General features: G+C 52.2%; 19 protein-coding genes. 2 read left to right on the top strand and 17 right to left on the bottom strand.

The window, feature by feature from the left end; genetic code table 11:
* Positions 1-29 precede the first annotated feature (29 nt).
* The 16 genes from SB13_RS14080 to SB13_RS14005 all read right to left on the bottom strand — a co-directional run bounded on the left by SB13_RS14080 (position 30) and on the right by SB13_RS14005 (position 20738).
* Positions 30-1196, bottom strand: coding sequence for a nucleotide sugar dehydrogenase (locus tag SB13_RS14080; RefSeq protein WP_026740965.1), 1167 nt, complete (start codon positions 1194-1196; stop codon positions 30-32).
* Between the two features lie 97 nt (positions 1197-1293).
* On the bottom strand, positions 1294-2301 hold the full coding sequence (locus tag SB13_RS14075) for an NAD-dependent epimerase (protein ID WP_026740964.1): 1008 nt from the start codon (positions 2299-2301) through the stop codon (positions 1294-1296).
* Positions 2302-2519: 218 nt separating this feature from the next.
* Positions 2520-4100, bottom strand: coding sequence for a GH39 family glycosyl hydrolase (locus SB13_RS14070; protein ID WP_051616318.1), 1581 nt, complete (start codon positions 4098-4100; stop codon positions 2520-2522).
* A 249-nt stretch (positions 4101-4349) separates the two neighbouring features.
* Positions 4350-5717, bottom strand: a complete 1368-nt coding sequence (cpsG, locus tag SB13_RS14065; protein ID WP_026740963.1) for a phosphomannomutase CpsG — start codon at positions 5715-5717, stop codon at positions 4350-4352.
* Positions 5718-5732: 15 nt separating this feature from the next.
* Positions 5733-7157 carry a mannose-1-phosphate guanylyltransferase/mannose-6-phosphate isomerase gene (locus SB13_RS14060; RefSeq protein WP_026740962.1) on the bottom strand — a complete coding sequence of 475 codons (1425 nt, stop codon included), beginning with the start codon at positions 7155-7157 and terminating at the stop codon, positions 5733-5735.
* Between the two features lie 36 nt (positions 7158-7193).
* Entirely contained in the window at positions 7194-8048 is an 855-nt protein-coding gene (locus tag SB13_RS14055) for a glycosyltransferase family 2 protein (protein ID WP_026740961.1), read from the bottom strand.
* A gap of 14 nt (positions 8049-8062) precedes the next feature.
* Positions 8063-9202: a glycosyltransferase gene (locus SB13_RS14050; RefSeq protein WP_026740960.1), complete on the bottom strand. Its 1140-nt coding sequence runs from the start codon at positions 9200-9202 to the stop codon at positions 8063-8065.
* A 77-nt stretch (positions 9203-9279) separates the two neighbouring features.
* Complete coding sequence (locus SB13_RS14045) at positions 9280-10113, bottom strand: glycosyltransferase (protein ID WP_051616316.1); 834 nt, start codon at positions 10111-10113, stop codon at positions 9280-9282.
* A 94-nt stretch (positions 10114-10207) separates the two neighbouring features.
* On the bottom strand, positions 10208-11653 hold the full coding sequence (locus SB13_RS14040; protein WP_026740959.1) for an MOP flippase family protein: 1446 nt from the start codon (positions 11651-11653) through the stop codon (positions 10208-10210).
* Positions 11654-11922: 269 nt separating this feature from the next.
* A complete protein-coding gene (wcaJ, locus tag SB13_RS14035) occupies positions 11923-13332 on the bottom strand; it encodes an undecaprenyl-phosphate glucose phosphotransferase (protein WP_026740958.1) in 1410 nt (469 codons plus the stop codon).
* 37 nt (positions 13333-13369) lie between these two features.
* Positions 13370-14524, bottom strand: a complete 1155-nt coding sequence (locus SB13_RS14030) for a glycosyltransferase family 4 protein (RefSeq protein WP_026740957.1) — start codon at positions 14522-14524, stop codon at positions 13370-13372.
* A 28-nt stretch (positions 14525-14552) separates the two neighbouring features.
* Positions 14553-15617, bottom strand: a complete 1065-nt coding sequence (locus SB13_RS14025; protein ID WP_026740956.1) for a glycosyltransferase family 4 protein — start codon at positions 15615-15617, stop codon at positions 14553-14555.
* Between the two features lie 42 nt (positions 15618-15659).
* Positions 15660-16811 (bottom strand): hypothetical protein, encoded by a 1152-nt coding sequence (locus SB13_RS14020; RefSeq protein WP_026740955.1) that lies wholly within the window; start codon positions 16809-16811, stop codon positions 15660-15662.
* Positions 16812-16963: 152 nt separating this feature from the next.
* Positions 16964-19138 (bottom strand): tyrosine-protein kinase Wzc, encoded by a 2175-nt coding sequence (wzc, locus tag SB13_RS14015; RefSeq protein ID WP_026740954.1) that lies wholly within the window; start codon positions 19136-19138, stop codon positions 16964-16966.
* Positions 19139-19153: 15 nt separating this feature from the next.
* A complete protein-coding gene (locus SB13_RS14010; protein ID WP_026740953.1) occupies positions 19154-19588 on the bottom strand; it encodes an arsenate reductase/protein-tyrosine-phosphatase family protein in 435 nt (144 codons plus the stop codon).
* A gap of 13 nt (positions 19589-19601) precedes the next feature.
* On the bottom strand, positions 19602-20738 hold the full coding sequence (locus tag SB13_RS14005; protein ID WP_026740952.1) for a polysaccharide export protein: 1137 nt from the start codon (positions 20736-20738) through the stop codon (positions 19602-19604).
* A gap of 862 nt (positions 20739-21600) precedes the next feature.
* Between SB13_RS14005 and SB13_RS14000 the strand changes: the two genes are divergently transcribed.
* Positions 21601-23181, top strand: coding sequence for a TerC family protein (locus SB13_RS14000; protein WP_026740951.1), 1581 nt, complete (start codon positions 21601-21603; stop codon positions 23179-23181).
* Between the two features lie 215 nt (positions 23182-23396).
* Positions 23397-23786 (top strand): GFA family protein, encoded by a 390-nt coding sequence (locus SB13_RS13995; RefSeq protein ID WP_026740950.1) that lies wholly within the window; start codon positions 23397-23399, stop codon positions 23784-23786.
* Between the two features lie 127 nt (positions 23787-23913).
* On the opposite strand, the gene asmA is transcribed toward SB13_RS13995, so the two are convergent.
* Positions 23914-25704 (bottom strand): outer membrane assembly protein AsmA, encoded by a 1791-nt coding sequence (gene asmA, locus SB13_RS13990; protein ID WP_026740949.1) that lies wholly within the window; start codon positions 25702-25704, stop codon positions 23914-23916.
* Positions 25705-25708 lie beyond the last annotated feature (4 nt).

Genomic DNA, 25708 nt, shown 5'->3' with positions numbered 1-25708 from the left:
CCGTGCCACACACTCTCTTAACCTTATACCTAATCTGAGCCAAAGAGATCGCGGGTAAAGACTTTTTCCACAACATCAGACAATTCCGGTGCCATGCGGTTGGACAGAATCACGTCGGAAATCTGTTTGAACTCTTCCAGATCCTTGATGACCTGAGAGTGGAAGAAGTTGTCTTCTTTCAGCGCAGGCTCGAAGACCACGACCTCGATCCCTTTCGCCTTGATACGCTTCATCACGCCCTGAATGGCCGAGGCGCGGAAGTTGTCGGAGCCGCTTTTCATCACCAGGCGGTAAACGCCCACAACGGTAGGATTACGCTTGATTACCGCATCGGCGATGAAATCTTTACGCGTGGTATTGGCATCCACAATCGCGCGGATCAGGTTGTTGGGCACCGCTTCGTAGTTAGCCAGCAGCTGCTTGGTATCCTTCGGCAGGCAGTAACCGCCGTAACCGAATGAAGGGTTGTTGTAGTGCTGTCCGATACGCGGATCCAGCCCCACGCCTTGAATGATCTGCTTGCTGTCCAACCCCAACGTCTGGGCGTAGGTGTCCAGCTCGTTGAAGTAAGCCACGCGCATCGCCAAGTAGGTATTGGCGAACAGCTTGATGGCCTCAGCCTCGGTGGAGTCGGTAAACAGCACCTGGATATCGGTTTTAATCGCGCCTTCCACCAGCAGATGCGCAAAGGTTTCTGCACGCTCTGAACGTTCGCCGATAACGATGCGCGAAGGATACAGGTTATCGTACAGCGCCTTGCCTTCCCGCAGGAATTCCGGCGAGAAGATGATGTTGTCGGTCTCGAACTCTTCCCGCAGCTGACGGGTATAGCCGACGGGAACGGTCGATTTGATGATCATCACCGTATCAGGATTGTGCGCCAGCACATCACGGATAACCGCTTCGACCGAACTGGTGTTGAAGTAGTTGGTCTTGGGATCGTAGTCCGTCGGGGTGGCGATGATGACGAAATCGGCGCCTTCATAAGCCGCTGCGGGATCCTGCGTGGCCCGGAAATTAAGCGCCGGATTACGCAGGAAATCTTCGATTTCCTTGTCGACGATAGGTGAAACACCTTTGTTGAGCATGTCGACCTTTTCGGCAACGATATCCAGCGCAACCACTTCATTGTGCTGCGCCAGCAGCATCGCATTCGACAAGCCGACGTAGCCGGTACCTGCAATCGCAATTTTCATTTTAAATCACACTAATCCAACGTGGCATATAACTAAAATCACAGAAGAAATGGCCGTGCGGCAGTGAGAACCGGCCGCCCGCGCTTCATCGCCTCGATCAGAGGCGGTAGAAACCGCGATACCAGTCAACAAACGCCTGCACGCCTTCGGCGACTTCCACCTGTGGGCGATAACCTGTCGTCGCAAAGAGGTCGTCGGTATCGGCATAGGTCTGATACACGTCGCCTGCTTGCATCGGCATGAAGTTTTTCTTCGCTTCGATTCCCAGCGCATTTTCCAGCGCCGTCACAAAATCCATCAGCTTCACCGGACTGCCGTGACCGATGTTGTAAACCCGGTAAGGCGCGGAGCTATTGGCCGGCGAACCGCTTTCCNCCCGCCACGACGGGTCGGGCTGTGGAACAACATCCGCGACGCGCAGCACGCCTTCCACAATATCGGTGACGTAGGTGAAATCCCGGCGCATGTCGCCGTGATTGTAAATATCGATCGGCTCGCCGTTCAGCATGCTCTTTGTGAACTTGAACAGGGCCATATCCGGCCGTCCCCACGGACCGTACACGGTGAAAAAGCGCAGGCCGGTGGTCGGCAGGCCGTACAGATGCGAATAAGCATGCGACATCAGCTCATTGGATTTTTTGGTGGCCGCGTACAGCGACACCGGGTGATCCACGCTGTCCGCCGTCGAGAACGGCGTTTTATTGTTCAGCCCGTACACGGAGCTGGATGACGCATAGACCAGATGACCCACGCCATGATGGCGGCACCCTTCCAGCACGTTGACGTGACCGGTCAGGTTGCTCTGCGAATACGCCAGCGGGTTTTCCAGCGAGTAACGTACGCCCGCCTGCGCCGCCAGATGGATCACGCGATCGAATTTCTCCGCCGCAAACAACTGATGTACTGCTTTATCATCCGCGATATCCAGCTTCTCGAAACGGAAGTTGTCCAGCGGCTGCAGTTTGGCCAGGCGCGCCTCTTTGAGAGAGACGGCGTAGTAGTCGTTGAGATTATCTATCCCGACGACCTCATGCCCGGCGGCACACAGCGACTGGCAAACATAAAAACCGATAAATCCGGCGGCTCCGGTGACAAGGAATTTCATCAGATGACTCATTGTTGTGGGTGAGATGAATCTGCGAATGATACCACCGAACGGTTTGATGCCGAATCGGAACATTGGAAGGTCTTGCTTCGATAACTCATTCACCCGGTTAATAAAAATGCAGTCTGCAGCGACGCCCCCGCAAAGGCGTCTTTCATAGCCTGCCCTGATGATTCTCGACTGTTGCCGCTCGCCCGCCGTCGTTGATCCCCGGCGCGTTACTCACTCAGATAGCGAGGGATAGGGCCCAGCGCCCAGGTTTTTCCGTCAATATCCGTCTGATTTCCCTGCCAGTCCGTCTGCACCTTTTTCCCACCGTCCAGCGGCACTTCTTTCTTGTCTGTGCCCACCGTCCACCCTACCAGCAGATCTTTGCTGCCGTTGGAGAAGCGATAGACTTTGACGTCCGGTGCATCCACCACGGCATTTTTGAAGCGCATGCCGGTCAGCATGTGATTCATCACCGCCATCGCGCTATACGCGGGTTTTGGCGTGTAGTCCTGATAAAGCAGACCAAAATTATGCTCTTTGTTGGTCCCATTCGCGCCATCGTTCACAAAGTCATACCAAAACGTACTTCGAATGATGTTGAGACGCTGGGCTTGGATTAAAGTCCGGAGCAGGAAAGCGGCCTGGGCGGATTCGCCATTGGCGTAAGGGAGCGTCGTCGAAGGCCAGCCGATCTCGGTGACATAGACCGGCGGGAAGCGACTTGCCGAGCGTTTTTCCAGCTTGATGTGGCTTTCCATCAGCCGCGACACGCTGCCGACGTTAACGCGTCCTCCCATCGGGGTGAACGGCGAGTTTTTCGCAGGATAGCCCTTATCCGGGTCGAACGGCGACATGTAAGGGTGAATGCTGAAGGCATCCATATAGGATTTACCGCCGTATTTGAAGATACCGCCCACGCAGTCGCCGCCTGCCCCGCCGCCGGATCCACCGCCGCCGCACGCAATCACCGTCGAGTTTTTATCGACGCCTTTCACAGCGGTGTAGACCTGTTTCAAAAACGCCGTATACCCTTCCCAGTCCTTGGTGCCAAAGGTCTGTGGCCGCGGTTCGTTCCACACTTCCCAGTGTTTTACCGTCTCGGAATAACGCGACACGGTATTTTGGGCGTAGTTGGCAAAGTGCTCGGCGTTGCCGGCGATAGGACCGGGGTAGACGCGCTCATTGGCGTAATCCAGCACCACCAGCGGTTTTAACTTCAGCTCACTCGCCAGTCGAATGTAGTTGTCCACGTAGCTGGGATAAGCGAAACGGGCTTTGCTTTTTTCCACCGTGCTCCACGGGATCTCATCGCGGATCCAGCCGATACCCGCCGCCTTAATGAGCGGCATCGCTTTATCCGCATCCCAACGACCTTGACCGAAATGGGTATTCACGCCCACCGCATCGTTGAGCGGTCCGACGGGCGGAATGAGTGCGACGTTACGTTCGTCGAGCTTTTTATCATTGCCGTCGATGACGTTGATTTTATACAGGCCCAGCGCCGGAAACGTGATATCGACGGTAGGCGAAATTTCGCCGCCGTTATCACTGCTTTTCAGGACTTTTTTGAAAAAAGGAATCGCCAGCAGATGACCGAGATCGTCATATTGATAGGCCTCGACGACCGCCCCATCGTCGGGTAGTCCCTGCAACACAAAATGCTTGGGCGTGAGATCGCTGTATATATATTTATTGTTATCGCTGAAGTAATCCTGTTCGTTTTTCCCCGCGGCCTGCGCGGCGAAAGACGTAAAAGCCAAGGAGGACAATAAATATAAACACACGGACGTTTTTTTGAAGTTCTGCATATTGGCCTCTCACCTACCCAATAGTGGTCCGCATAGGGCAAAAGCGGATCAATGAAACGACATTGGCAATGACGCATTACCGCAGCACGGCGCCGCATGTCCCTCGTTCAGTCTTGCATTTTCAGGCTGGCGCTGCGGGATGCGACAGCCTGCTGTGCCAAACCGACATGAGGGCCGGCAATCCCCCCGTCGCGTCAGCTCGACTCAACGCGACGGGTGGAAAGGCGCCGAATCCTTACGCGGTCTGCTTTACTCGGAAAGCAGCGCCAGAATTTCATCCGTTTTCTGTTTCATCAGCGCGATGTCATTTTTCGACTCGACGTTCAGGCGTACGACCGGCTCCGTGTTGGAAGAGCGCAGGTTGAAGCGCCAGGCGCCGAAAGACATGCTGATGCCGTCCGTCTCGTCTATCGACTCCGCCTTAGCGGCATAGTGCGTTTTGACTTTGTTGATCGAGGCGGCTGGCTGCTGCAGGGTGACGTTGATTTCACCGGACGAGGGATAGGCCTCGATGCGAGAACGCACCATCTCCGCCAGCGGCTGCTGTTTAACACAAATTAATTCCGCTACCAGCAGCCACGGGATCATCCCGCTGTCGCAGTAGAAGAAATCGCGGAAGTAGTGATGCGCACTCATTTCCCCACCGTAAATCGCGTCTTCAGACCGCATGCGCTCCTTAATGAAGGCGTGACCGGTTTTCGACATGACCGGCTGGCCGCCGGACGTGGTGACGATATCCTCGGTATTCCAGCTAAGGCGCGGATCGTGAATAATTTTACTCCCGGGATTTTTCTGCAAGAACGCTTCGGCCAACAGCCCAACGATGTAATAGCCCTCGATGAAGTTGCCCTGATTATCGAACAGGAAGCAACGGTCGAAGTCGCCGTCAAACGCGATCCCCATGTCGGCGCCCGCTTCACGCACGGCATTCACGGTGTCTGCACGGCACTCCGGCAGCAGCGGGTTGGGGATACCATTCGGGAAGTGACCGTCAGGCTGGTGGTGCACCTTGATGAATTCGACCGGGACGCTCTTCTGTTTAAAAATCGCCTCGATGGCGTCTATGACATGCCCTGCCGCGCCGTTGCCGGAGTTCACCACCAATTTCAGCAGCGTCAGGTTGTCGAAGTTGATGTAAGACAGAATATGCTCGACGTAGGCAGGAAGCATATTCTCTTTACGGTAGCCGCCGCGCGCGCGTCCGTCGTTGGAAAATGCGTTGCTTTCCGCAATACGCTGCACTTCGCGCAAACCGGTATCGCCGCTGATCGGGCGCGAATTTTCGCGCACCAGTTTCATCCCGTTGTAATTGATCGGGTTATGGCTGGCGGTCACTTCAATACCGCCGTCCGTTTTTAGATGCGAGGTAGCGAAATAAATCTCTTCCGTGCCCGAAAGGCCGATATCGATCACATCGGTGCCCGCATCCTGTAGCCCTTTGGCCAGCGCCAATTTCAGGCTTTCGCTGGTCAAACGGACGTCGCTGCCCAGCACGATAGTTTTGGGCTTCAAATACTCCCCATAAGCGCGGCCGATCCGGTAGGCGATATCCTCATTCAGCTCTTCGCCCAGCTGTCCGCGGATGTCATATGCTTTGAAGCAGGTCAACTGATCCATTACCGATACCCTCTCTTAAACACGACCATAGCGATCTTTCAATCTGACGATGTCGTCTTCCGTTATGTGATGCCCCGAACGCACTTCAATCATGATCAGGTCGATCTGTCCGGGATTTTCCAGCGTATGTACGCTATTTGTCGGGATCACCGTGGACTGGTTCTCCGACAGATAAAATTCTTTGTTATCCACGTTCACTTTCGCCGTGCCGCTGACCACAACCCAGTGCTCCGCGCGGTGGTAGTGCCGCTGTAGCGACAGCCCTTGTCCCGGATGAACCACGATGCGTTTCACCTGGTAATGGTCGCCGGCGTCGATATTGGAGATGTTGCCCCACGGGCGGAAAGAGTATTGATGTTCGCGGAAATGGTGGTGGCCACGCGTTTTCAGCTCCTCGACCACCTTCTTGACATCCTGAACGCGATCTTTGCGGGAGATCAGCAGCGCATCGTTGGTATTGATCACCACGACATCGTCCAGTCCAATGGTGGCGACAAGCGCAGATTCCGAAGAGATGTAATTGTTACGGGAGTCGAAAGAGATCACCTCGCCCACGTTGACGTTGCCGTTTTCATCTTTCGCGGAGACATCCCAGAGCGAAGACCATGAGCCGACGTCGCTCCAGCCCGCATCGATAGGGATCACCACCGCGTCGCTGGTTTTTTCCATCACGGCGTAGTCGATGGAGTCGCTCGGGCACTGCGCGAAGCTCTCGGCGTCCACCCGAATGAAGTCCAAATCTTTCTGGCTGCGTTCGATGCTTTCACGGGTGATCCGATAAATGTCCGGGCTGTGTTTCTCCAGCTCTTCCAGATATTTGCCCGCCTTGAACAGAAACATGCCGCTGTTCCAGCTGTAGCCGCCGTCGGCGACATACGCTTCGGCTTTTGCCAGATCCGGTTTTTCGACAAAGGCATCGACGCGGAAACAGGAGTCCGATAATCCTTCGCCCTTTTTGATATAGCCATATCCGGTTTCCGGGTACTCCGGAATAATGCCGAACGTCACCAGCTGATTATTTGCCGCGTAGTGCACCGCATCGATGATAGCGGCATGGAAATGATCTTCTTTCTTTATCAGATGGTCCGCTGCCAATACCAACAGCAAACTTTCCGGATCGCTCTGATTCGCCAGATGGGCGGCTAACGCAACCGCAGGCGCGGTATTTTTTCCCACCGGCTCAAGAATAATATTATTGTCAATCTTGTCGATTTCCCTTAATTGCTCGGCGACCAGAAAACGATGATTTTCATTACAAATGACCAGGGGCGGCTTGACCGAAATATTTTCGATCCCTTCAATTCTTGTCACCGTATTTTGCAGCAGACTTCCTACAGATTCGCCAATCGTCAAAAACTGTTTAGGGAATAATTCGCGGGATAAAGGCCATAGACGACTGCCTGTTCCGCCTGCCATTACGACGGGAATAATAGTTAACATAGCGTATCCTGGAAAATATCTGAGTGGAAAAGAAGGCTACTGATTTTTCAGCGTCCGACATTTTGGGTGTCTACCCGCAATAAAAGCCGAGATCAGCAGAAAAGTATCTCTGAATTTGAATGCGCACAGATCGGATAACACTCTTTTTAAAAAGACGTAATACCCTCTCACGCTGGGATATTGACGCGTCGAAATCGCCAGATCCCAGATTCTTTCTTTTCTTCTGAAGTCATTCATCGCCCCTTCCGTTCGGGACAAGGAGTGCATCAAATAGCAGGTGGTGCTCAGCGTGATCGCTACGCCTTTATGAGCCAGAAGATGTATGCGGCGAAAGAAGCTGGTGTCGACGCCATAGAGCGCATAGTGCTCGTCGAATAATGAGAGCCCATGCTGGCGAAACTTGTCGACCAGCGAACGACGGATGATCAGTCCCGATCCGATAGACACCACAGAGAAAGGATCCAGCTCTTCGGCATCGGCGACTACGGCATTGTGCGACATGGGGTAATAGGTTTCTTTATCGAACACCGAAATAATTTTCGGGCATTCGACATCCGCCTCCCCTTTCAATAGGGCCTGCTGAAATGTTTCGTTAATCGTAGTGTCGTCATCCAGCAGAACAAATTTTTCCGCTTCCGGATAAGATTGAATATAACGATTGTAAATCACGCTTAACGAAGGATTATCCAGACAATTATTCAATTCGATTTGTCCGAAACACTGTTGGAAAGCATTCTCGGAAGTCGAATCAAGTTCAATCGACTGCGGACCATTATTATGAATAATCAGCTTTGCGGTTTTAAAATCATAATCCGCCAGCGTAGATAATGTCGTGGACGCGGCGACCTGTTTATTATAAAGCACTACGACAACGACATAATTGCAATGCATTATAGGTTCCTTTATCACGATGCGTTTTCAACCGACGGCTGAATCAGGGCCGCATAAAAATCATTAATGAAGTCATCCTGATGACGCTGGATTAATGCCTTGAGCGACGTCCGGTAATTATCTTCCCCGCTCGATGTCATATGCTGCAACGTCACTCGGCTCATTTCGTCAATATTATGACTATTGAAGAGGAAGGTGGCGTTGAGATAATCCTTAATTCCATCAATTCGGGACGCAATTATTTTTTTATTCAGCAGCGCCGCTTCGATCAGCACCAGTGGTACGCCTTCAAACTTGGAAGGGATAACAATCAGATCCGCCTGCGACATAATCGCCAGCATATCGTCGCGATTCCCCAGCAGCTCGACGTGGTTATGCAGCTGATTCGTCGTAATAAACGCGCGAATGCGCGCTTTGTCTTCCCCCTCGCCCACCAGAAAACATTTTACATTCGGCTGCTGGGCGATCACGGTCTTCAACGCGGTGAGATAGTCAATTTGCCCTTTCTGCTTGTCCAGCAGTCGCCCTGGGATCACCAGGGTAAACGTGCCCGGCGGCACATCGGACAGCGGCGTGACGGCATTCGCGACATCCGCCTCCGGCTTACGATCGATGTAATTCGCGACCACATCGACAGGCGTGTCGCGGCCGCTTTTTTGCTGCAGAGAGGCTTTGACGGAGTCGCTAATAGTGATGTAGCGCGCGGGCAGCCGATAAAGAATGGCGCAGAGCGCATCTTTAAAACGGTGGGTCGCGCTTTTACCGTACAGCTCGACGTACCCGTGCGCCATCGGGATGTACGAGGTCACGGGGACCGAAATCAGACGAGCCGCAATGCTGCCTAGATTACCGATTTCGATGCGCCCCTGAGAAACGACGACCGAGGTGGCATGATATTTCTGCAGAATGCGCTTTATTTTCAGTATGTCGCCCCACATAAACCAGGTCACCAAAGAGGCGAATTTGACCGTCTTGATCGGCAAAGTGATGATCTGGTCAAAATGGCCGTGCTCCCGGCAGTACGCCAGGGCCTTGGGGTTATGCTCATTCAAAATCAGCACGCAGGGGAACTTGTCTGACACGCCGCAGGCGGCGGCGAGAAACATTTTCTCGTGGCCGCTGAAGATGTCAGTATCGCAATAAAAAACTCTCATAAAATTCACCGTAAAGAACCTGACGAATAAGCCTGAGAGACTTTCGTCCCAGGCTGTTGCCTACTCACCGCGAGCGGTTATTTGCGCAGCAGACCTTTCAGGTAGTATTTGGTGGCGCCTAAAAAGACGCGCGTATCTGTCAGCGTCAGTAGTTCCGAGAAGCTCAACTTCTCCTCAGCCGCCAGTTTGTACTGGAAGTACAGCGTCTTAATCGCCTTCTCATTCAACAGCGCCGCATGCTTGTTGATGAAGAATTCATAGCCGTTTTTGAGCTTTTTAGATTTGGTGATGCGGTTAAAGCCGTGGTCGAGATACTGAATATAGGTGGCCCCGCCGATGCGATACCCGTTGCCGAACTTCGCCGCCAGACGCAGCCAGGTATCGTAGTCCTGCCACGCCGGCGAGGCGTTGTCGAACCCGCCGATCTCACGCATATTCTCAGTGGTGGTGAACACCTGATTGCCGATCACATTAGACTGGCAGAGGTCATCCAGCGTAATCACGCCCGCTTTATCGAACTCGATGAAGTCGCCCTTGTCCCCCCGAAACACAATGCCGGACGAGATGTAGGGATAGCGATTTTTTTCGAAGAACGTCACAAAGGTCTCGACTCTGTCCGGCGTAAATTCGTCGTCGTCATCCAGCCCGGTAATGTACTCGCCCTGCGCGTATTTAATGGCCGTATTCCGGCAGCCGCAGGCGCCTTTAGTATTTTCGTTTTTGTAGAACCTGACGGCGGTATCGCCGCCGACCAGTGACTTTACGACCTCTTCGGTATCATCGCTGGAACCGTCATCGACGACGATCACTTCAATATTTTTGTAGGTTTGATTTTTGACGGACTCAACCGCGCGCTTGACTAAAGAAGAGCGATTATAGGTTGGTATATAAACAGAAACCAAAGGACTCATATTCGATCCACCTCGATGAATTCATTAAAAATAAAGAACCGGATACGTTCTTTATGCCAAGACATCAGCGTTATTATTTCCCTGTAGCGCGGCGTTATATCAGCGCCTTTTTCTTTCTCCGCACGATCCCTGCTATCGTCGTGCGTAATGATTTATCCACCAGCAGTATGGCGACGGTGTAACTTGCCATCCCGCAGAGAATGGAAATAGCCAGCACCCATTCCGTGCTCAGAGTGTGCCCCAGCGCCGTCTTGATCCAGTACACCAGCCCCACCATCAAAGCGCCTGATACCAGAATCGGCAGGATCCGTTTGAAAAAAGCGATGAGAGAGAAGCCAATCAACGACCTTACGCACACGATGACCGGGATGAAGTTGAGAATGTTGGCAATGAAGTAGAGCTGGGAGAAGGTGACGATGTCGTACCGAGCCCCAATCATGAACGCAGACACCTGCAGAATGGCGCCAAGCAACCCCAGTATCATCAGGGTGTCCGTGCGCCCTTTCGACATAAACAAGGTACCGGAGGTGCTGAGAATCGACTGAATAATCGCCGTCGGCGCCAGCCAGACCAAAATCGTGGCGGTCAGCGCCCATTTGTCGCCGAAGACGATGAGCACGAACTCCTTGCTCAATATCGCGATCCCCATCATCAGAGGGACCACAAGCAGCAGGATGTAGTAGAGGACGTTGTAATAGACTTCGCGTATTTTCTCCGGCTCGTCCTGGTAGCGGCTCAGCACGGGGAACAGCGCGCGCGACGCGACGAACGTCAGGCTTTGCAGGGGAAACAGCATGATGCGATAGGCCAGCGAATAAGCGCCCAATATCAGCGAGGAAAAGTAGTGACCGATGATCATGCTGTCCGCGTTGCGGGAAAAGTAGTTGATGAAATTGAACGCCGTGAGGTTGGCGCTAAAACCGAAGATACTTTTCAGCTCGGCCTTGTCCCAGATATGAGCGAATGAGGGGCGCCAGGAAGACGCCAGCCAGAGCTGGATCGTCGACATTAAATTCAGCACGATGACCTGAGCGACCAGACTCATGACGCCATACCCCATCACCGCCAGCGTGACGGCGACGACGAATGAAAACAGCGACGAAGTGATTTCGATGAAGGCCACTTTCTTGAACTGCGACTGACGCTCCAACAGGGCCAGATGCGCGGCGGAGCTGCTTCCCAGCGGGAAACTCAGCGACAGCAGGCACAGGATCAGCACCAGCTTGTCCTGATTGAAGAAGCTCGACACCACCGGAGAAATCAGAACCACCACCAGACAGACGCCAAGTCCCATAAAGATGTTCAGCCAGAACACGGCATTGATGGTTTTGTCCTGCAACTCTTTACGTTGAATGATGGCGGCAGAAGTCCCCAAATCGCGGACCAGCGTCGCCAGGTTGACGACGACTAACGCCATCGCCATCAGGCCGTACTCCTGCGGCGGGATCATCCGGGCTAATACCACGATATTCAATAGCTGGACGATGATCTTGAACCCTTGCGAAAACCCAACCCACTTTGTGTTAGAAATTAGTCCCATAGCGTTTTTTCTTTATTAATTATGAATAACAGCACAGAGCCTGACTTCTGACTCTATCTCCCTTCAACCGGACAGGTTGAGTCATGTTACGTGCTTGAATAACGCCAAACGTCTTGCAACCACGACGCCGTCGGACAAAGCAATGTCGTCTCCGTCAGGCAGGCGTAACCGGACAACAACAGCCGTGTCTCGCTGTCCGGCGCTTGCTTCTATTATTCGTTTACAGAGACAGGTGACAGTGCGGTCAATGCCGCATCCGTTCGGTCTGATTAATAGGCTGATTTATTGACGAAGCCTTTAAAGATGGTCAAGAAGATGATTTTGATGTCCAGCCACAGCGTCCAGTTCTGGATGTAGCTGAGATCGAACTCCACCCGTTTTTCCATCTTGTCGAGGGTTTCAGTTTCTCCGCGCCAGCCGTTAATCTGGGCCCAGCCGGTAATGCCGGGTTTCATCTTGTGGCGCAGCATGTAGCCCTTGATCAATTTCCGGTATTGCTCGTTGTGCGCCACGGCATGGGGACGAGGACCAACGATGGACATATCGCCCAGGATGACGTTGAAGAACTGCGGCAGTTCATCCAGCGAGGTACGGCGTAAGAACGCACCGACCGGCGTGATACGCGCATCCCCTTTCGTGGCCTGAATCACCTTGTCGCCATTTTCCATCACGCTCATGCTGCGGAATTTCCAGATCTCAATCGGCTTNCCGTCAATGCCGTAGCGTTTCTGGCGGAAGATCACCGGTCCTGGCGAAGTGACCTTCACGGTAATCGAAATCAGGAGCATCAGCGGTGAAATCAGCAATAGGATTATCGAGGCGATGATAATGTCTTCGATTCGCTTGATAAGGACGTTAAGACCACTCATCGGCGTATCGTAGAGGGAGATAACGGGGATTCCATTTATCATTTCACTGCGTGACTGCAACATGCTGAACATGAGAATGTCCGGGATCAGCAAGACGGTGCAGGTGGTGTCCGAAAGCTCCTGCAAAATGGTGTCGATAAGCTCGGAGTCTTTCATCGGCAAAGCGATATAGACCTTATCGATCTCACCCCGCTTGGCGCTCTTGATCAGTTCATCAACCCCGCCGAGCTTTCTGACGTTGGCGGCTTCATAGGACTCCGCCACCGCATCTTTTTCCGGCAGGTAGTAGCCGATCATGTTTAATCCCAGCCACGGCGCCCGGAGGATGCTTTCAATCATGTGCAGACCTGCCATCGAGTCGCCGATAATCACGACACGGCGCGTGTTGTAACCGAGCTGACGCAGGTATCTGACCGCGACTCGAATCAACAGACGCGACAAGATAAAGGAAATCAGCGAAATACTGAGCCACAGCGCATGGTAGTAAAAACCGATAAACTTGGTGGGAAAAATAGACAGTATCCCGGCGCTGAAAATAACGCTCAGCACCCAGTTGCGCATCAATAGTTTGATTTCGCGTCGGAAACTGACGCCCCGCCATGAACGATAGAAATCAGTAATCCCCCCGAATAATTGAAAAATAGAAAGACTAATAAAGGCAAGCAACCAATGCTGAAGATCAATCTCACCGTTTACGAAAAAAGAGACAAGAAATGTACTCAGCAATATGGTTACTATATCGGTAAAACGCTGCAACATGGATATCATGGAGGCGTTTGTATAGACGATGTTACCTGGTTCTTTTAACATCATTTTTCTCATATAGATTTAGTTTGATGAGTCAGTCTCAATAAATAATCTTTTTGCTCTCGTCAAAAAGCTCCCATTTATTTTTTACATAGTTATCAAATTCAAGCTGAAACCGGTTCACGGAAAACCGTAAGGCATTTTCCCGGCAATCCTCCGCAAGTAATTTCCCATCCAGTTGTTCAAAATCGTTCACAGCCTGGCACAGCGATGCCGCCGTTTGCTGTTCGAAAAACAGGCCTGTCGGTTTATCTACCCCTAACGGACGCACGGTTTCTAACGCACCGCCTTTTCCGAAAGCAATCACCGGCGTGCCACAAGCCTGAGCTTCAACGGGTGAAATACCAAAATCTTCTTCCGCTGCGAAAACAAACGCTTTAGCTCGCTGCATATAGTCAATGAGGGCGGCATCGCTCTGATAACCCAGCAGTTCGATATTCGGTTTCGCCAGAGCTTTGATTTTTTCCATATCGGAACCGTCGCCAATCACCAGCAATTTTTTGTCTGGCATCTTTGCAAACGCTTCTACGATTAGATCAACCTTTTTATAAGGAACCAGTCGAGATGCCGTTAAATAGAATTCCTCTTTCTTATCTGAAAACTCAAAGCTTGAAATATCAACCGGCGGATAAATCACATCAGCTTCACGGCGATAGATTTTATTTATTCTTCGGGCGATAAATTGAGAGTTCGCCACAAAGTGGTCTACGCCGTTGGCAGTACGGTAATCCCAAAGCCGCAGCTTGTGCAATAGGACTTTGGCGATAAAACCTTTCATCCCTTTATTCAGTCCGGTCTCTTTAAGATATTGATGCTGTAAATCCCAGGCGTAGCGCATAGGTGAATGCACATAACTAATATGTAATTGATCTGGCCCGGTAATAACCCCTTTCGCCACTGCATGGCTGCTGGATAAAACGACGTCATAAGCCGATACGTCTAATTGCTCAATCGCCAACGGCATAAAAGGCAGATATTTCTGATAGCTTTTTTTGGCCTTCGGGAACTTTTGAATAAAGGTGGTCGTCGCCTTTTTATTCGCAATTAACTCACGGCTTTTTTCATCAAAAAAATCAATGACTGAGTAAAGTTCTGCTTTGGGATAAACTGCCAGCATTTCTTTGAGCACTTTCTCTGCGCCTGCATAGGTCACCAGCCAGTCCGTCACGATCCCTACTTTGTAGTTATCTGACATATTCATCTCCCTAAAAATAAAAAAATAATCAGCGTTTAACTAAAACGCCATCAATAATATGACTGAGTTGTTCTGCGGATTTATTCCAGGAGAATCTTTCTATATTTTCATATCCCTTTTGAATAAGAGAACTCCTCAAATCAGGATCAGAAATCACCGAAGTGATCTTTTCACCCATATCCTTAATATTTAGCGGTGAAAAAAACGTCGCGCTGTCGCCTAACACTTCCGGCATCGACGCTGCGTTAGAGGAAATCACCGGACAGCCGCACGCCTGAGCTTCCAGCGGGGGAATGCCGAAGCCTTCATACAGCGATGGGAAAATAAAGGCCGTAGCGTTGCGATAGAGCGCCAGCAAATCGTCATCGCTGACGCGGCCGACGAATTTAATTCGGCTTTCGTCAAGATCTTGCAGATAACTCTGTTTTTTAAAACTCCCTGAGCCGCCGCCAACCACTTTCAACGTAATGTCTTTATTGTCCAGCTGGCTGAATGCTTCAATCAGACTATGGAAGTTCTTGTGATAATTCGGAGACGATACGGCCAGCAAATAGGCGTCGCGACTATCTTCGGCGCTGACTTTACCGTTTCCGTTGAATTTACCGCTGACCGCATTGTAAACCACGGCGATTTTATGAGGATCGATGTGATAGTGTTTTCCCAGTTCCAGCTTCGAAAATTCACTCACGGTGATCAACTTATGAGAATTTTTAATCATCAGCGGGACTAAGGTGTTATACAGCAGCCTGAATTTTTTTGAGTAGCTCTGCGGATAGCGTTTATACGTGACATCATGATGTGTCACAATTTTGTTCTTATAAAAAACGGGGGCAGTGCTGCACAAATTGATTAATAAAGGCGCACCGTTCCGCTTGAGATAGTTGGGGAGATCGTATTGCTCCCAAATATGGCCGCTATTTTTACCGATAATTTTGACGTTGAGCTGTTTCGCGACATCCTGTCTTAATATATTGCGCGGTGACAGGAACACCACGTCATCTCTCATCGTATTCAGAGACAGGCTCAGTTCTTCTGCAAAGCGCTGCACCCCGGTAATATCTTGAGTCAGAAACCTGGCATTGACGAAAATCACATAATCACCTTGATTGTCTGGTTGAAGTTATCGATATCATCCCTAACGATATTGTTTGTTCGTGATGATGTAGTAGTACGTGAGGATAATGAAGCTATCGACGGTGAAGAGCGTGACGGTCTGTGTAAAACAGATCAGGATGCCCATGTCATAGCTATCCCATTTCAATAAGACCGAAGCCAGAAAGAGGGTCGCCAGTCCAAATAGGCCCATTTCCACCAAAATACCCGACAGCCCAATATTTGGTTTCAATCCCTTAGGCTCGAAGAAACCAATGATCGGCTGGCTGGTGTTGAAACACTGATACTCCCTGTCACAACCAAACAGCAGGTTCGGCAGCTTCATATCCGTTAATAAATAGGACGGCGAAAAACGGTGAGCGAAGGATTCATGATCGTAAAAGTAATCCGGCGCTCCCACATTCAGGTAGTTAGCCAGGCACACAGACAGAAATATGAACGCAATAATCGTGATGTTGACGGGTATTTTTCGAATGTAGTGCCGCAGCAAATACAGGAATAGGAAGATAAACAACACCAGAGAGACTTTGGACAGGCTGAACATAAAGGCCAGAATAAAAATCAGTATCTCTTTTTTCGTCAGCTTTTTATCTCGCGCCCTGATGATGAAGGTAATCAGCAAAAGCGATACGAAAAAGCCAGCCTCTCGGGATAACCCCGACATACGCGGCAGAAAGAACACGACATATTGGTTGGTGTATGTCTCCGTCGCGTAGGCTCCCCAAAGGAGGGTCGATATCGCGCTGGGGCCAAGCATGGCGGAATACTCTTGCCCAAACTGAAAAGCGATAAATTGCAGCACGCACCACAGCGCCGAAAAAATCAGGCAGACGAAAATCTTATCGACGATCGGCCTACCCACTTTGATCAGGTAAATCACGCCAAGACTAATAGCGGTGCCTTTAACCGCGATATCAATTCGTCCAATCAGCAGACAAAAGCTCAGAAAGAGCAGAATGAACAGCGTGGGTTTTAAATTGACCTTTTTAAGTAACGCGAGGAAGTGAAAATCCAAAAACACCAGTGGCAGCCACAAGTACACGGTCATGTCACTGATATAGGGGTTCAACGGCGTAGCGACAAACAAGGCAGCGATCAGCCAACGCAATGTCGATGTCAGAGCACCTTCCCTAGATTTCACTACCGGGGCGTTACTTTCGATTGCTATAGACATTAGCGAGTACGCTCTAAATAAAATGAACTACAGATAGGTGGATGGCAGGCGTCGAACGACAATATCGCGGAAATGAGGCCGGGAAGTCCTTGGACACGAGACTTCCGGGCCATTCGACGTCGAATATACGCCCGGCGCTGAATCAGCGGTCGTTACTTATCCGACTTATATTCATACGCGTAGTAGTGGTAACTGCCATCTCCGTAGTAGCTGGCCGCGCGTTTGACGACGGCATTCAAGATCACGCCTTTGATGTCTGCGCCATTCTGTTCGAAGCGACGGATGCTGACTTCGATCTCTTTCGGCGTATTCACCAGGAAGCGCGCCACCAGCAGCGACGTCCCTACCTGACGGCTGATGATCGCCGCGTCGGTCACGGCCAGGATCGGCGGCGTATCCAGCAGAACGATGTCGAAGTTTTCACTCGCCCACTCCAGGAAACGGGAGAAGTTGTTGTGCATTAACAGTTCCGACGGGTTCGGCGGGATCTGGCCACGCGGAATAAAGCTCAAATTTTCCTGCGCTGTCTGCCGCACCGTGGTTTCCGCGGAGAGCTGTCCAGACAGAATATCCGACAATCCCTTATCACCGCTCGTCCCCATCAATTGGTGGGCGTAACCTTTGCGCATATCGCAGTCCACCACCAGAACGCGCTGACCGGACTGGGCGACGACGGCGCCCAGGTTGGCGCTGATGAAGGACTTGCCGATCCCGGGGCTGGCGCCGGAAATCATCAGCACATTATTTTTCGCTTCCATCATGGCGAAGTGCAGGCTGGTGCGCAGACTCCGGATTGCTTCGATAGCCAGATCGGTCGGATTACCCATCGCCAACAGGGCGGGAACCATTGGGCTGCCGCGTTTATGTCTGACGGCCGTTTCGCGATCTTTCTTCTGCTGCCATTCAGACAGCGGCACGCTGGCGTATACGTTGACGCCCAGCTCTTCCAACTGTTCAGGATTTTCGATCCCTTTATGCAGTACGGTTTTAAGCACGACGAAAGCGACGGACACCATGCTGCCGAGGATGACGGACAGCAATACCATCAGCGCTTTCTTCGGTTTCACCGGACTCATTTCTACCATCGCAGAGTCGATGATTCGCACGTTGCCGACGGTGCTGGCCTTGTTGATGCTCAGCTCTTGCTGTTTATTCATCAGCTGGACATAGACTTCCTGACCGACGTTGACGTCACGCGTCAATCGCAGAATTTCCTGTTGCGTCTTCGGCATGCTGTTGACGCGTTTGTTCAGTTTGTCCCGCTCATCTTCCAGCGTTTTGCGTTTTTCCATCAGGGCGCGGTACGCCGGATGCTCCTTGGTGTAGAGCTTGGAAATTTCCGCCTCTTTGAAGGTAAGCTCGTTCAGCTGAGATTCCACGCCCACAATCGTATCCAGTACGGACTTCGCTTCTAGCGAGAGATCCACAGAGTCATTCTGTTGGCGGAACAGATTCAGCTTGTTCTCCGCCTCATCCAACGAGGTCCGCACGATGGGTAACTGACCTTTCAGGAATTCCAGACTTTTCGCCGCTTCCGCCGATTTACGTTCAACGTTCTGCTGCAGATAATTATTGGCGATGCTGTCCAGAATCTTTTGAGTCTTCTCCGGATTAACGCCTTCCAGGGTCAGCGATAATACGCCGGTATCTTTGCCTTTATCCGCCACCGCCATCGCATTCAGCGTTTTATTAATCGCCGTCAGCTCGTCCAGTTTGCGCACATTGAATTCCGTTCCTTCCGGCGCCTCAATATCACTCACCAGAATAGAAACCCTATCGCGACTTTCCAGCTGCCCGACTTTCCCCGTAATATCAACCCGGCCGTCACTGTCGGTCAGGCGATAACGTCCGCCCTCTAAAACTTCCAGCGTCAGCATCTTGTTCATTAATATGCCGGGAACTTGCAGGCGGGAAATGGCGATATTTCCGGGTTTCTGATTAATAATCCGCGCAACGCCCTTACCGATGCCCGGAAAATACTTTTGCTCCACCTCCGTGTCCAAAGATAAATCTTGAACGGTTTTTCCAATCACCATGCGGGATTTGATTAATTCAATCTCGGCGGCGGATTGCGGCTTGGCGTCCGGCAACATGCTGGAGACATCTTTTAAAAGGCTGTCCCCCGCATCCTGTTCCACCTGAATTAACGCATCGGCGCGATAAATAGGCGTCGCCATTAATACATAGAGAATGCCGAGAACAGTAAAAATGGTGGTGACGCTGATAATAAGCCAGCGGTTATCCAGCATTGTTCCCAGTAAACGGCCCAAATCGACATCGTCTGATTTATCAATTTCAGATGTTTTCACGGCAATTTTCTCTGACATCTTAATCCCTGCAGGTTAACGGCTCAGTGCCTGCACCCATTGATGGGCAGACTGTTCTAATTGGGTGTATACCATTTCAAACGTTTCACGACTTCTACGGTAGGGGTCGTCTATTTCCTGCTGGTTCAGCCAATGGCCGAACAGCATGGTTTTCCCCCTCACTTCCGGCGCAAGGCGGCCGACAGCATCAATATGACCCTTCTCCATCACCAGAATGAGGTCAAACTGACGGCACAGTGCGCCCGTGAGTTGCCGAGCGCTATGCCCCTCCAGCGACAAACCATGCTGGGCCGCGACTTCATTTGCCATTCTGTCGGCGGGGTTGCCGACCAGCGCCCCCAACCCCGCCGAGGCCACGGTCTTTCCCGGCAGCGCATGCTTCAACAGTCGCTCTCCGGTCGGAGAGCGACAGATGTTGCCGACACAAACCACGAGAATGGAATCAAACATCGCTCCCTCACTCCTACGGCCAGTTTCGGATACGCAATGAACCTTCGCTGAGGTCGTTGAAGCCGCCAATCGTCGGCACCAACTGTGTGATCAGACGATTCCAGCGAGCCACCGGCGCGGTCGTCACATATACCACGTCATAAGGCTGCAATTTGAATTCTGATCCCATAACCAAAGAGGTCGCATCCGAGGTATTCAACTGGTAAATGTTTGCCAGCTTCGGCCCCTGGGTTCCATGCAACGGACGGATGACGAACACCCCGGTCGCGTCGGCAAAGGATTGATTCATCCCTTCCGCATTGCCCAACGCTTCGGTCAGCGTCATGCCGCTGCGGTCCATTTTCAGCGTGGTCTGTTTATTAACTTCGCCCATCACGAAAATTTTCAAATCGTCATCACGCGGGATAAACAGTATGTCGCCTGGATACAACAGGCGGTTCTGGGACAAATCGCCGTTTTGCATCAATGCCTGCAGTGAAATCCGTTCATCTTTCCCGTTATGGGTCAGAATCAGGTTCCGCCAGTCGGCGTTGGTCGTCAGCCCGCCCGCGCTATTGATGGCGTCAAGAATGGTCAACGGCACATTGGTAATCGCCTGCTGACCGGACTTGGAAACTTCGCCCGTCACGTAGGCTTTCTGCGAGCGGAAGGCCGCAATGCTGACTTCAACCTGTGGCGACTCAATGTACTGCGCCAGTCGGCGCATGATCTCGCCGCGAACCTCGCTCACCGTCTTACCCGCGACTTTCACCTTGCCGATATAAGGGTAGAAAATGGTGCCGTCAGAGTGAACCCAGTTGCCGGTATCGCTGGCGCTGCGATACGTCCCCGCCGGGGTCGTCAGTTCAGGATGATCCCAGACCGTCACCATCAGGACATCGCCCACGCCTATGCGGTATTCGTAACTTTGCAGCTCTTGCTCCAGTTGCGGGTTCGACTGTGCAATCACAGGTTTGGTCCGAAGACGGTCAATTAATGAAGGGGTAATGGGGTATACATTCACCAGTTTGCTGATATTGAAATCGTCATCCGGCTGTTCCACCACTTCTTTATCGGAGATCGAGAGGTGCGAACCCGGAATAACCGTACACCCTCCCAGTAATATCGTCGAAACAAGCAGCGGAACCAATCTCATTTTTAGGTTTATCATCCTGTTATGCCATCGCTTTTCAATAATGGAAGTAAAGGGCGCACCAGTTATAAGGAAAAACTTTCATGTTTGTGAAATAAGGAAGTTTTATTAGCGTTAAGGTTGGAAAATATCAGATTACGGCATATTTCTGCCCAAAACATCACTTTCCTTCTTCGTATCATCAATTGTGTTCCCACTCCGTTCATTAACCCTAATAAGGTTGTGTTTGTTAGTGGCTCTCAATGAAGACACGCGCATTCACGACCCGAACAAAACATTAGAACACCTTAATGATAATCCTTAAAAAGTAATTAAAGTTACCGACGGAAGTTAATTAACTCGTCACCTTCAAGTACGCTACCGCCCTTGGCTTGCAGCAACCAATCCGCTAACAACCGTTCATTTTTTAAGGCAAACATGACTTCTGTGTGCTATCTGGAAAATCAATAGGAAAAATACCCAAAAGTAGAATTCGAATTATGAATAAATAACCCTTATTCACGCGCCGAAAGCATAGGGAAAAATAATTCCTAATGACAAGGTGAATATCTACGACAACGCCATTTTCGGAAAATGGCTATAACGCCCCTCGTTATTTTTGACAGCCCCTCCTGATTCGATTCAAAAACACGATATTAAGTCCATATTTAAGCTTGAAAGAGGCGGGCTTATTAGCCATAACTAAATAAATCCTTAAATAATATTTATTACCGGAAGATAGCACCTTCGGTTTTTCTTTCCCCTAGGTATATTCCTATAACCACGCCTCATACGCGTGATGAATCAGCCCGAAAAGGCACAATGTCTGGTGGCATGGGGTGTGTCCTGATAACCTATCCGGTTATTAAATGCATGATGTTAAAAGAGGTAATCTCCTATTATGGAATGGATGGTCGATCCAACAATCTGGGCCGGTCTGGCCACATTAGTGGTGCTGGAGCTAGTGTTGGGCATTGATAATCTGGTGTTCATCGCAATTCTTGCTGAAAAACTGCCTGAAAAATTAAGGGATCGCGCACGGGTCGTCGGCTTGTCATTAGCGCTGCTGATGCGGTTCGTCTTGCTCTCTTCCCTCTCCTGGCTGGTCACGTTAACGTCGCCGTTGTTCTCCATGCTGGGACAGGAATTCAGCGCGCGTGATCTTATCGTGCTCATCGGCGGTCTTTTCCTGCTCTTTAAAGGAACGATGGAGCTCAACGAACGGCTCGAAGGCAAGGACGAGAATCAGCAGAATCAGCGCAAAGGCGCGCGCTTCTGGCCTGTGGTCGCGCAAATTGTTGTACTGGACGCTATCTTCTCACTGGACTCGGTGATCACCGCCGTCGGTATGACCGACCATTTACTGGTCATGATGGCCGCAGTGACCATCGCCATCGGCCTGATGCTGCTGGCCAGTAAGCCGCTTACACGTTTCGTCAGCGCCCATCCCACCATCGTGATTCTGTGCCTCAGCTTCCTTTTGATGATCGGGTTTAGCCTGGTGGCGGAAGCATTCGGCTACAACATCCCTAAAGGCTACCTCTACGCGGCTATCGGCTTCTCCGTCATGATCGAAATGCTGAACCAGGTAGCGATGTTTAATCGACGTCGTTTCCTCTCCTCCGCCATGCCGCTTCGTCAGCGCACGGCCGAAGCCGTACTCAAACTCCTGCGCGGCGAGCAGGAGGACGGCGATAGAGAAACCACGACAAACGCCGATAGCGCCGATGCCGACAGTCAGCAGGTCTTCAACCAGCAAGAGCAGCGGATGATTGAGCGCGTACTCGGGATGTCTCAACGCTCCGTCGGCAGCATCATGACTTCCCGGCATGATATCGAAAACATCGATATCAATACCGCCCCCGAAAACCTCCCTGCCCTGATGGAAAAGAATTCGCATACCCGTCTGGTCGTGACCGACAGCAATGTGTCGGATGAACCGCTCGGCGTCGTTCATGTGATTGAGCTGCTGCGCCAGCAGCTGAACAGTCAGCCGCTGGATCTGCGGGCGCTAATTCGCCAGCCGCTGGTCTTCCCGGAACAGCTCTCGCTGCTGTCTGCGCTGGAACAATTCCGCGAAGCGCATACGCATTTCGCGTTTATCGTGGATGAGTTCGGCTCGGTCGAGGGTATTGTGACCCTGAGCGACGTGATGGAGACCATTGCAGGCAATTTGCCGCTCGAAGGGGAAGAGCTTGACGCACGCCACGATATTCAGATGAATGAGGACGGGACGCTCATCGCCAACGGCTATCTGCCGGTCGAAGATTTATTGATGTATGTCCCGCTGAAACTGGAAGAAAAGCGCGAGTTCCACACGCTGGCGGGCCTGCTGATGGAACATACGCAAAAAATACCGGCAGAAGGCGACGAGGTGCGTATCGATAACGTGTTGTTCCGTGTGTTGTCCGTCGAGAGCCATCGCATTATCAAGGTGCTGGTGATCCCTCAGGACGAAGACGAAATGGAATACGAGGTCTAATCGAAGTCTCAGCCCGCGTCGCTCATCGAGCGGCGCGCTCCCCTGGCGCTTATTCTTCCCATGACTCTCCCCCAGCCCTATGCCTGCAACGACAGGACATACCGGTCTCCCAGCTTCACATGAACCATCCAGCCAAAAATCCCTCCGCACGTCGTAGCAACCACCCCATTTTGCTACATTGCCTTTACTCCACTCGCGGATGAGGAATCCAACGTATGGCAGTCGAACTATCAGGGGGGTGTTTCTGCGGTGACATCCGGTTTAACGCGCGCAATCCCACCAGTGCGCACACCTGCTCCTGTGATATGTGTCAGAAACAGACGGGCGGCCAAACCGTGGTATGGCTGGCGTTTGCCTCTGCAGACGTCGACTGGACAGGCCAAGGCGGCCCGCCCTCCGTGTATCGCTCTTCCGATATCTCAAGCCGGGCGTTTTGCGCCCGCTGCGGCAGTTCGCTAGGCGCAATTGACGATGCGCCGACCGTCGCTCTGCTATCAGGGGTTTTCGACCAGCAGGAAGACACAGCGCTGATGCCCACGTCCCACTCTTTCGAGGATATGAAGCCTGGGTGGTGGCGGAAGCTCTGTCCAGACGCGATGGCATGAAAGGAAAAGCACAGCAGACGCGTTGCGTGCGGATCGCCGTGCGCTATCCGAGAGGCAGGTTATCGGTGTGATGCAGGCGAGCGGAAAAACATGGAGGCCACGCCGTCACCGGCTGGCCTCACGCGCATCAGTTAGCCTGATTCTTCTTCGTCCAGTCGTTGATCTGCTGCTTCAATTCATCCTGCAGCCGCTTACGCAACATCTGATCGATGGGTAACTGATAGTTCAGGTTGTTGAAGGGACCATACAGTCGGAAAGGAATCCGGGCATTTTTCAGCAGCTGGACCACGCGATCATCGCCCTGCCAACCATCGATGACCTGCACATTGAGGTTGATGTCGCAGCGCTGCGCGGGTAAATCCAGCATCCCTTCGCCGCCAACCGCCAGAATTGACGAACGCCCGTCCAGATTGAATATCCGCAGTTTCCCGGCGTTGAGGCGAGCCTGACCGGTGATTTGCTCCATCTCGGTGAAATGCTCGTCGCCGCTTTGTCCCCGAACCCCGTTGCTGTTGCGTTCCAGTGCCTGCTGGATCATCCGCGGGATGTTCAGCCCGTACAGTCGCAATCTGCTTGCCTGTAGCGCCGCGTTGCCCTGCCATTGAGACAGCATTGCCGACACGGTCAGGCTGTCTCCGCTAAATTTACCCTGCATGGTAAAGGTGCCGGTCAGGGTTTCCGGCAGCGTCAGCACCCGCATCAGATCGGATAACTCGATATTCTCCAGTTCAGGCTGCGTATTGATGGCCGGCGAGGCGTCGATGTCCAGCGTTCCCGGCAGAGAGAAACGGCCTTCGCCAACTCGGCCGCTCAGCTCGGCAATCGTCACTTTGCCCCGCTGGTTGACGCCGCGCAGGTTGAACTGGTTCATCTTGACGCCGCGGAAGATCAGGGCATCGGCTTGCAAGGCGATATGCGAGGTGAAATTGCGCAGCCCGTTATAAGACTGCTGTAGCGGGATATCGTTGGAGATGACCGGCTTCACGGCTGGCGCTTTTTCTGCGCTGACGGCATCGCCCTCGCCCTTGGCCAGTCCCAGCAACGTGTCCAGATCCAGCTGTCCCGAACGCAGGTCGAGCGTATAATCAGGCACGCTACCCGAGGTGAAGGCGGCCGTTCCGCTTAACTGGCTTTGGTTGGCGCTCAGAGCAAACTGACTGACGGTGATCTTTTCCGGCTGACGTTGATAAGCCGCCTGCATTGAACCGCTGCCGGTGATACCGCTTGCGGGCAGTCCGGCGCCTTGTAGCTGATAATCTAAACGATCGATGCGGGCGCCGACGCGTTGAGGAAACTCGCGCATGTCCAACACGGACGAGCCAGAGAGGGAGAGATCGCGCTGGTCGCGGTTGATGCGGGTCGAAAGCGTCACCTGCGCCTCATTCGGCCCGCCACGCGTCATTCGCAGGTTGATGTCACGCAAATTGAGCTGTTCGCCGTTCTGCTGCTGAAGGATCAACAGGCTGTCCGCCACCTCAATACGCCCGATATCAAAACGCCAGCCGCTGCCGATATCGGGTTCGGACACTCCCGGCGGGGCAATCGGCTGGTTGGTTTTTTTCGGCTGACTTTCCGGGGTGAGCCGAAGCACCGCCCCTTTGAGCATCACCTGTTTCACTTCCAGCCGATGGGACAGCAAAGGCCACAGCCTGACGTCCAGACGCATGTTTTCGGCACTGACGATCGGCGCCTGCGCGCCCGGCGCACTCAGCGACATGCCGCCGGACAAGATGCTCAGCTGCGGCCAGACGTGCCAGCGTAGATCGCCGTCCAGCGTCAGTTGATAGCCGCTTCTGGCCGCCACCTGGCGGGTCATGTAGCCGCGAAAATCATTCGGGTTGATGAGCACGACCAACGCACTCATACCAGCGGCCAGAACCACCAGCAGAATAACCAGCGCGGTAAAGAGTCTTTTCATGCCA

Origin of the sequence: Lonsdalea quercina subsp. quercina, assembly GCF_000688695.1 — a bacterium.
In the GTDB taxonomy this organism is placed as follows: domain Bacteria; phylum Pseudomonadota; class Gammaproteobacteria; order Enterobacterales; family Enterobacteriaceae; genus Lonsdalea; species Lonsdalea quercina_D.
The sequence above is the reverse complement of the archived record's forward strand: the minus strand, read 5'-3'. Positions and strand labels throughout refer to the sequence as shown.

Coding starts and splice junctions, on each gene's coding strand:
- SB13_RS14080 (WP_026740965.1), bottom strand. CDS start 1,196: ATGAAAATTGCGATTGCAGGTACCGGCTACGTCGGCTTGTCGAATGCG.
- SB13_RS14070 (WP_051616318.1), bottom strand. CDS start 4,100: ATGCAGAACTTCAAAAAAACGTCCGTGTGTTTATATTTATTGTCCTCC.
- cpsG (WP_026740963.1), bottom strand. CDS start 5,717: ATGGATCAGTTGACCTGCTTCAAAGCATATGACATCCGCGGACAGCTG.
- SB13_RS14060 (WP_026740962.1), bottom strand. CDS start 7,157: ATGTTAACTATTATTCCCGTCGTAATGGCAGGCGGAACAGGCAGTCGT.
- SB13_RS14055 (WP_026740961.1), bottom strand. CDS start 8,048: ATGCATTGCAATTATGTCGTTGTCGTAGTGCTTTATAATAAACAGGTC.
- SB13_RS14050 (WP_026740960.1), bottom strand. CDS start 9,202: ATGAGAGTTTTTTATTGCGATACTGACATCTTCAGCGGCCACGAGAAA.
- SB13_RS14045 (WP_051616316.1), bottom strand. CDS start 10,113: ATGAGTCCTTTGGTTTCTGTTTATATACCAACCTATAATCGCTCTTCT.
- SB13_RS14040 (WP_026740959.1), bottom strand. CDS start 11,653: ATGGGACTAATTTCTAACACAAAGTGGGTTGGGTTTTCGCAAGGGTTC.
- SB13_RS14030 (WP_026740957.1), bottom strand. CDS start 14,524: ATGTCAGATAACTACAAAGTAGGGATCGTGACGGACTGGCTGGTGACC.
- SB13_RS14020 (WP_026740955.1), bottom strand. CDS start 16,811: ATGTCTATAGCAATCGAAAGTAACGCCCCGGTAGTGAAATCTAGGGAA.
- wzc (WP_026740954.1), bottom strand. CDS start 19,138: ATGTCAGAGAAAATTGCCGTGAAAACATCTGAAATTGATAAATCAGAC.
- SB13_RS14010 (WP_026740953.1), bottom strand. CDS start 19,588: ATGTTTGATTCCATTCTCGTGGTTTGTGTCGGCAACATCTGTCGCTCT.
- SB13_RS14005 (WP_026740952.1), bottom strand. CDS start 20,738: ATGATAAACCTAAAAATGAGATTGGTTCCGCTGCTTGTTTCGACGATA.
- SB13_RS14000 (WP_026740951.1), top strand. CDS start 21,601: ATGGAATGGATGGTCGATCCAACAATCTGGGCCGGTCTGGCCACATTA.
- SB13_RS13995 (WP_026740950.1), top strand. CDS start 23,397: ATGGCAGTCGAACTATCAGGGGGGTGTTTCTGCGGTGACATCCGGTTT.
- asmA (WP_026740949.1), bottom strand. CDS start 25,704: ATGAAAAGACTCTTTACCGCGCTGGTTATTCTGCTGGTGGTTCTGGCC.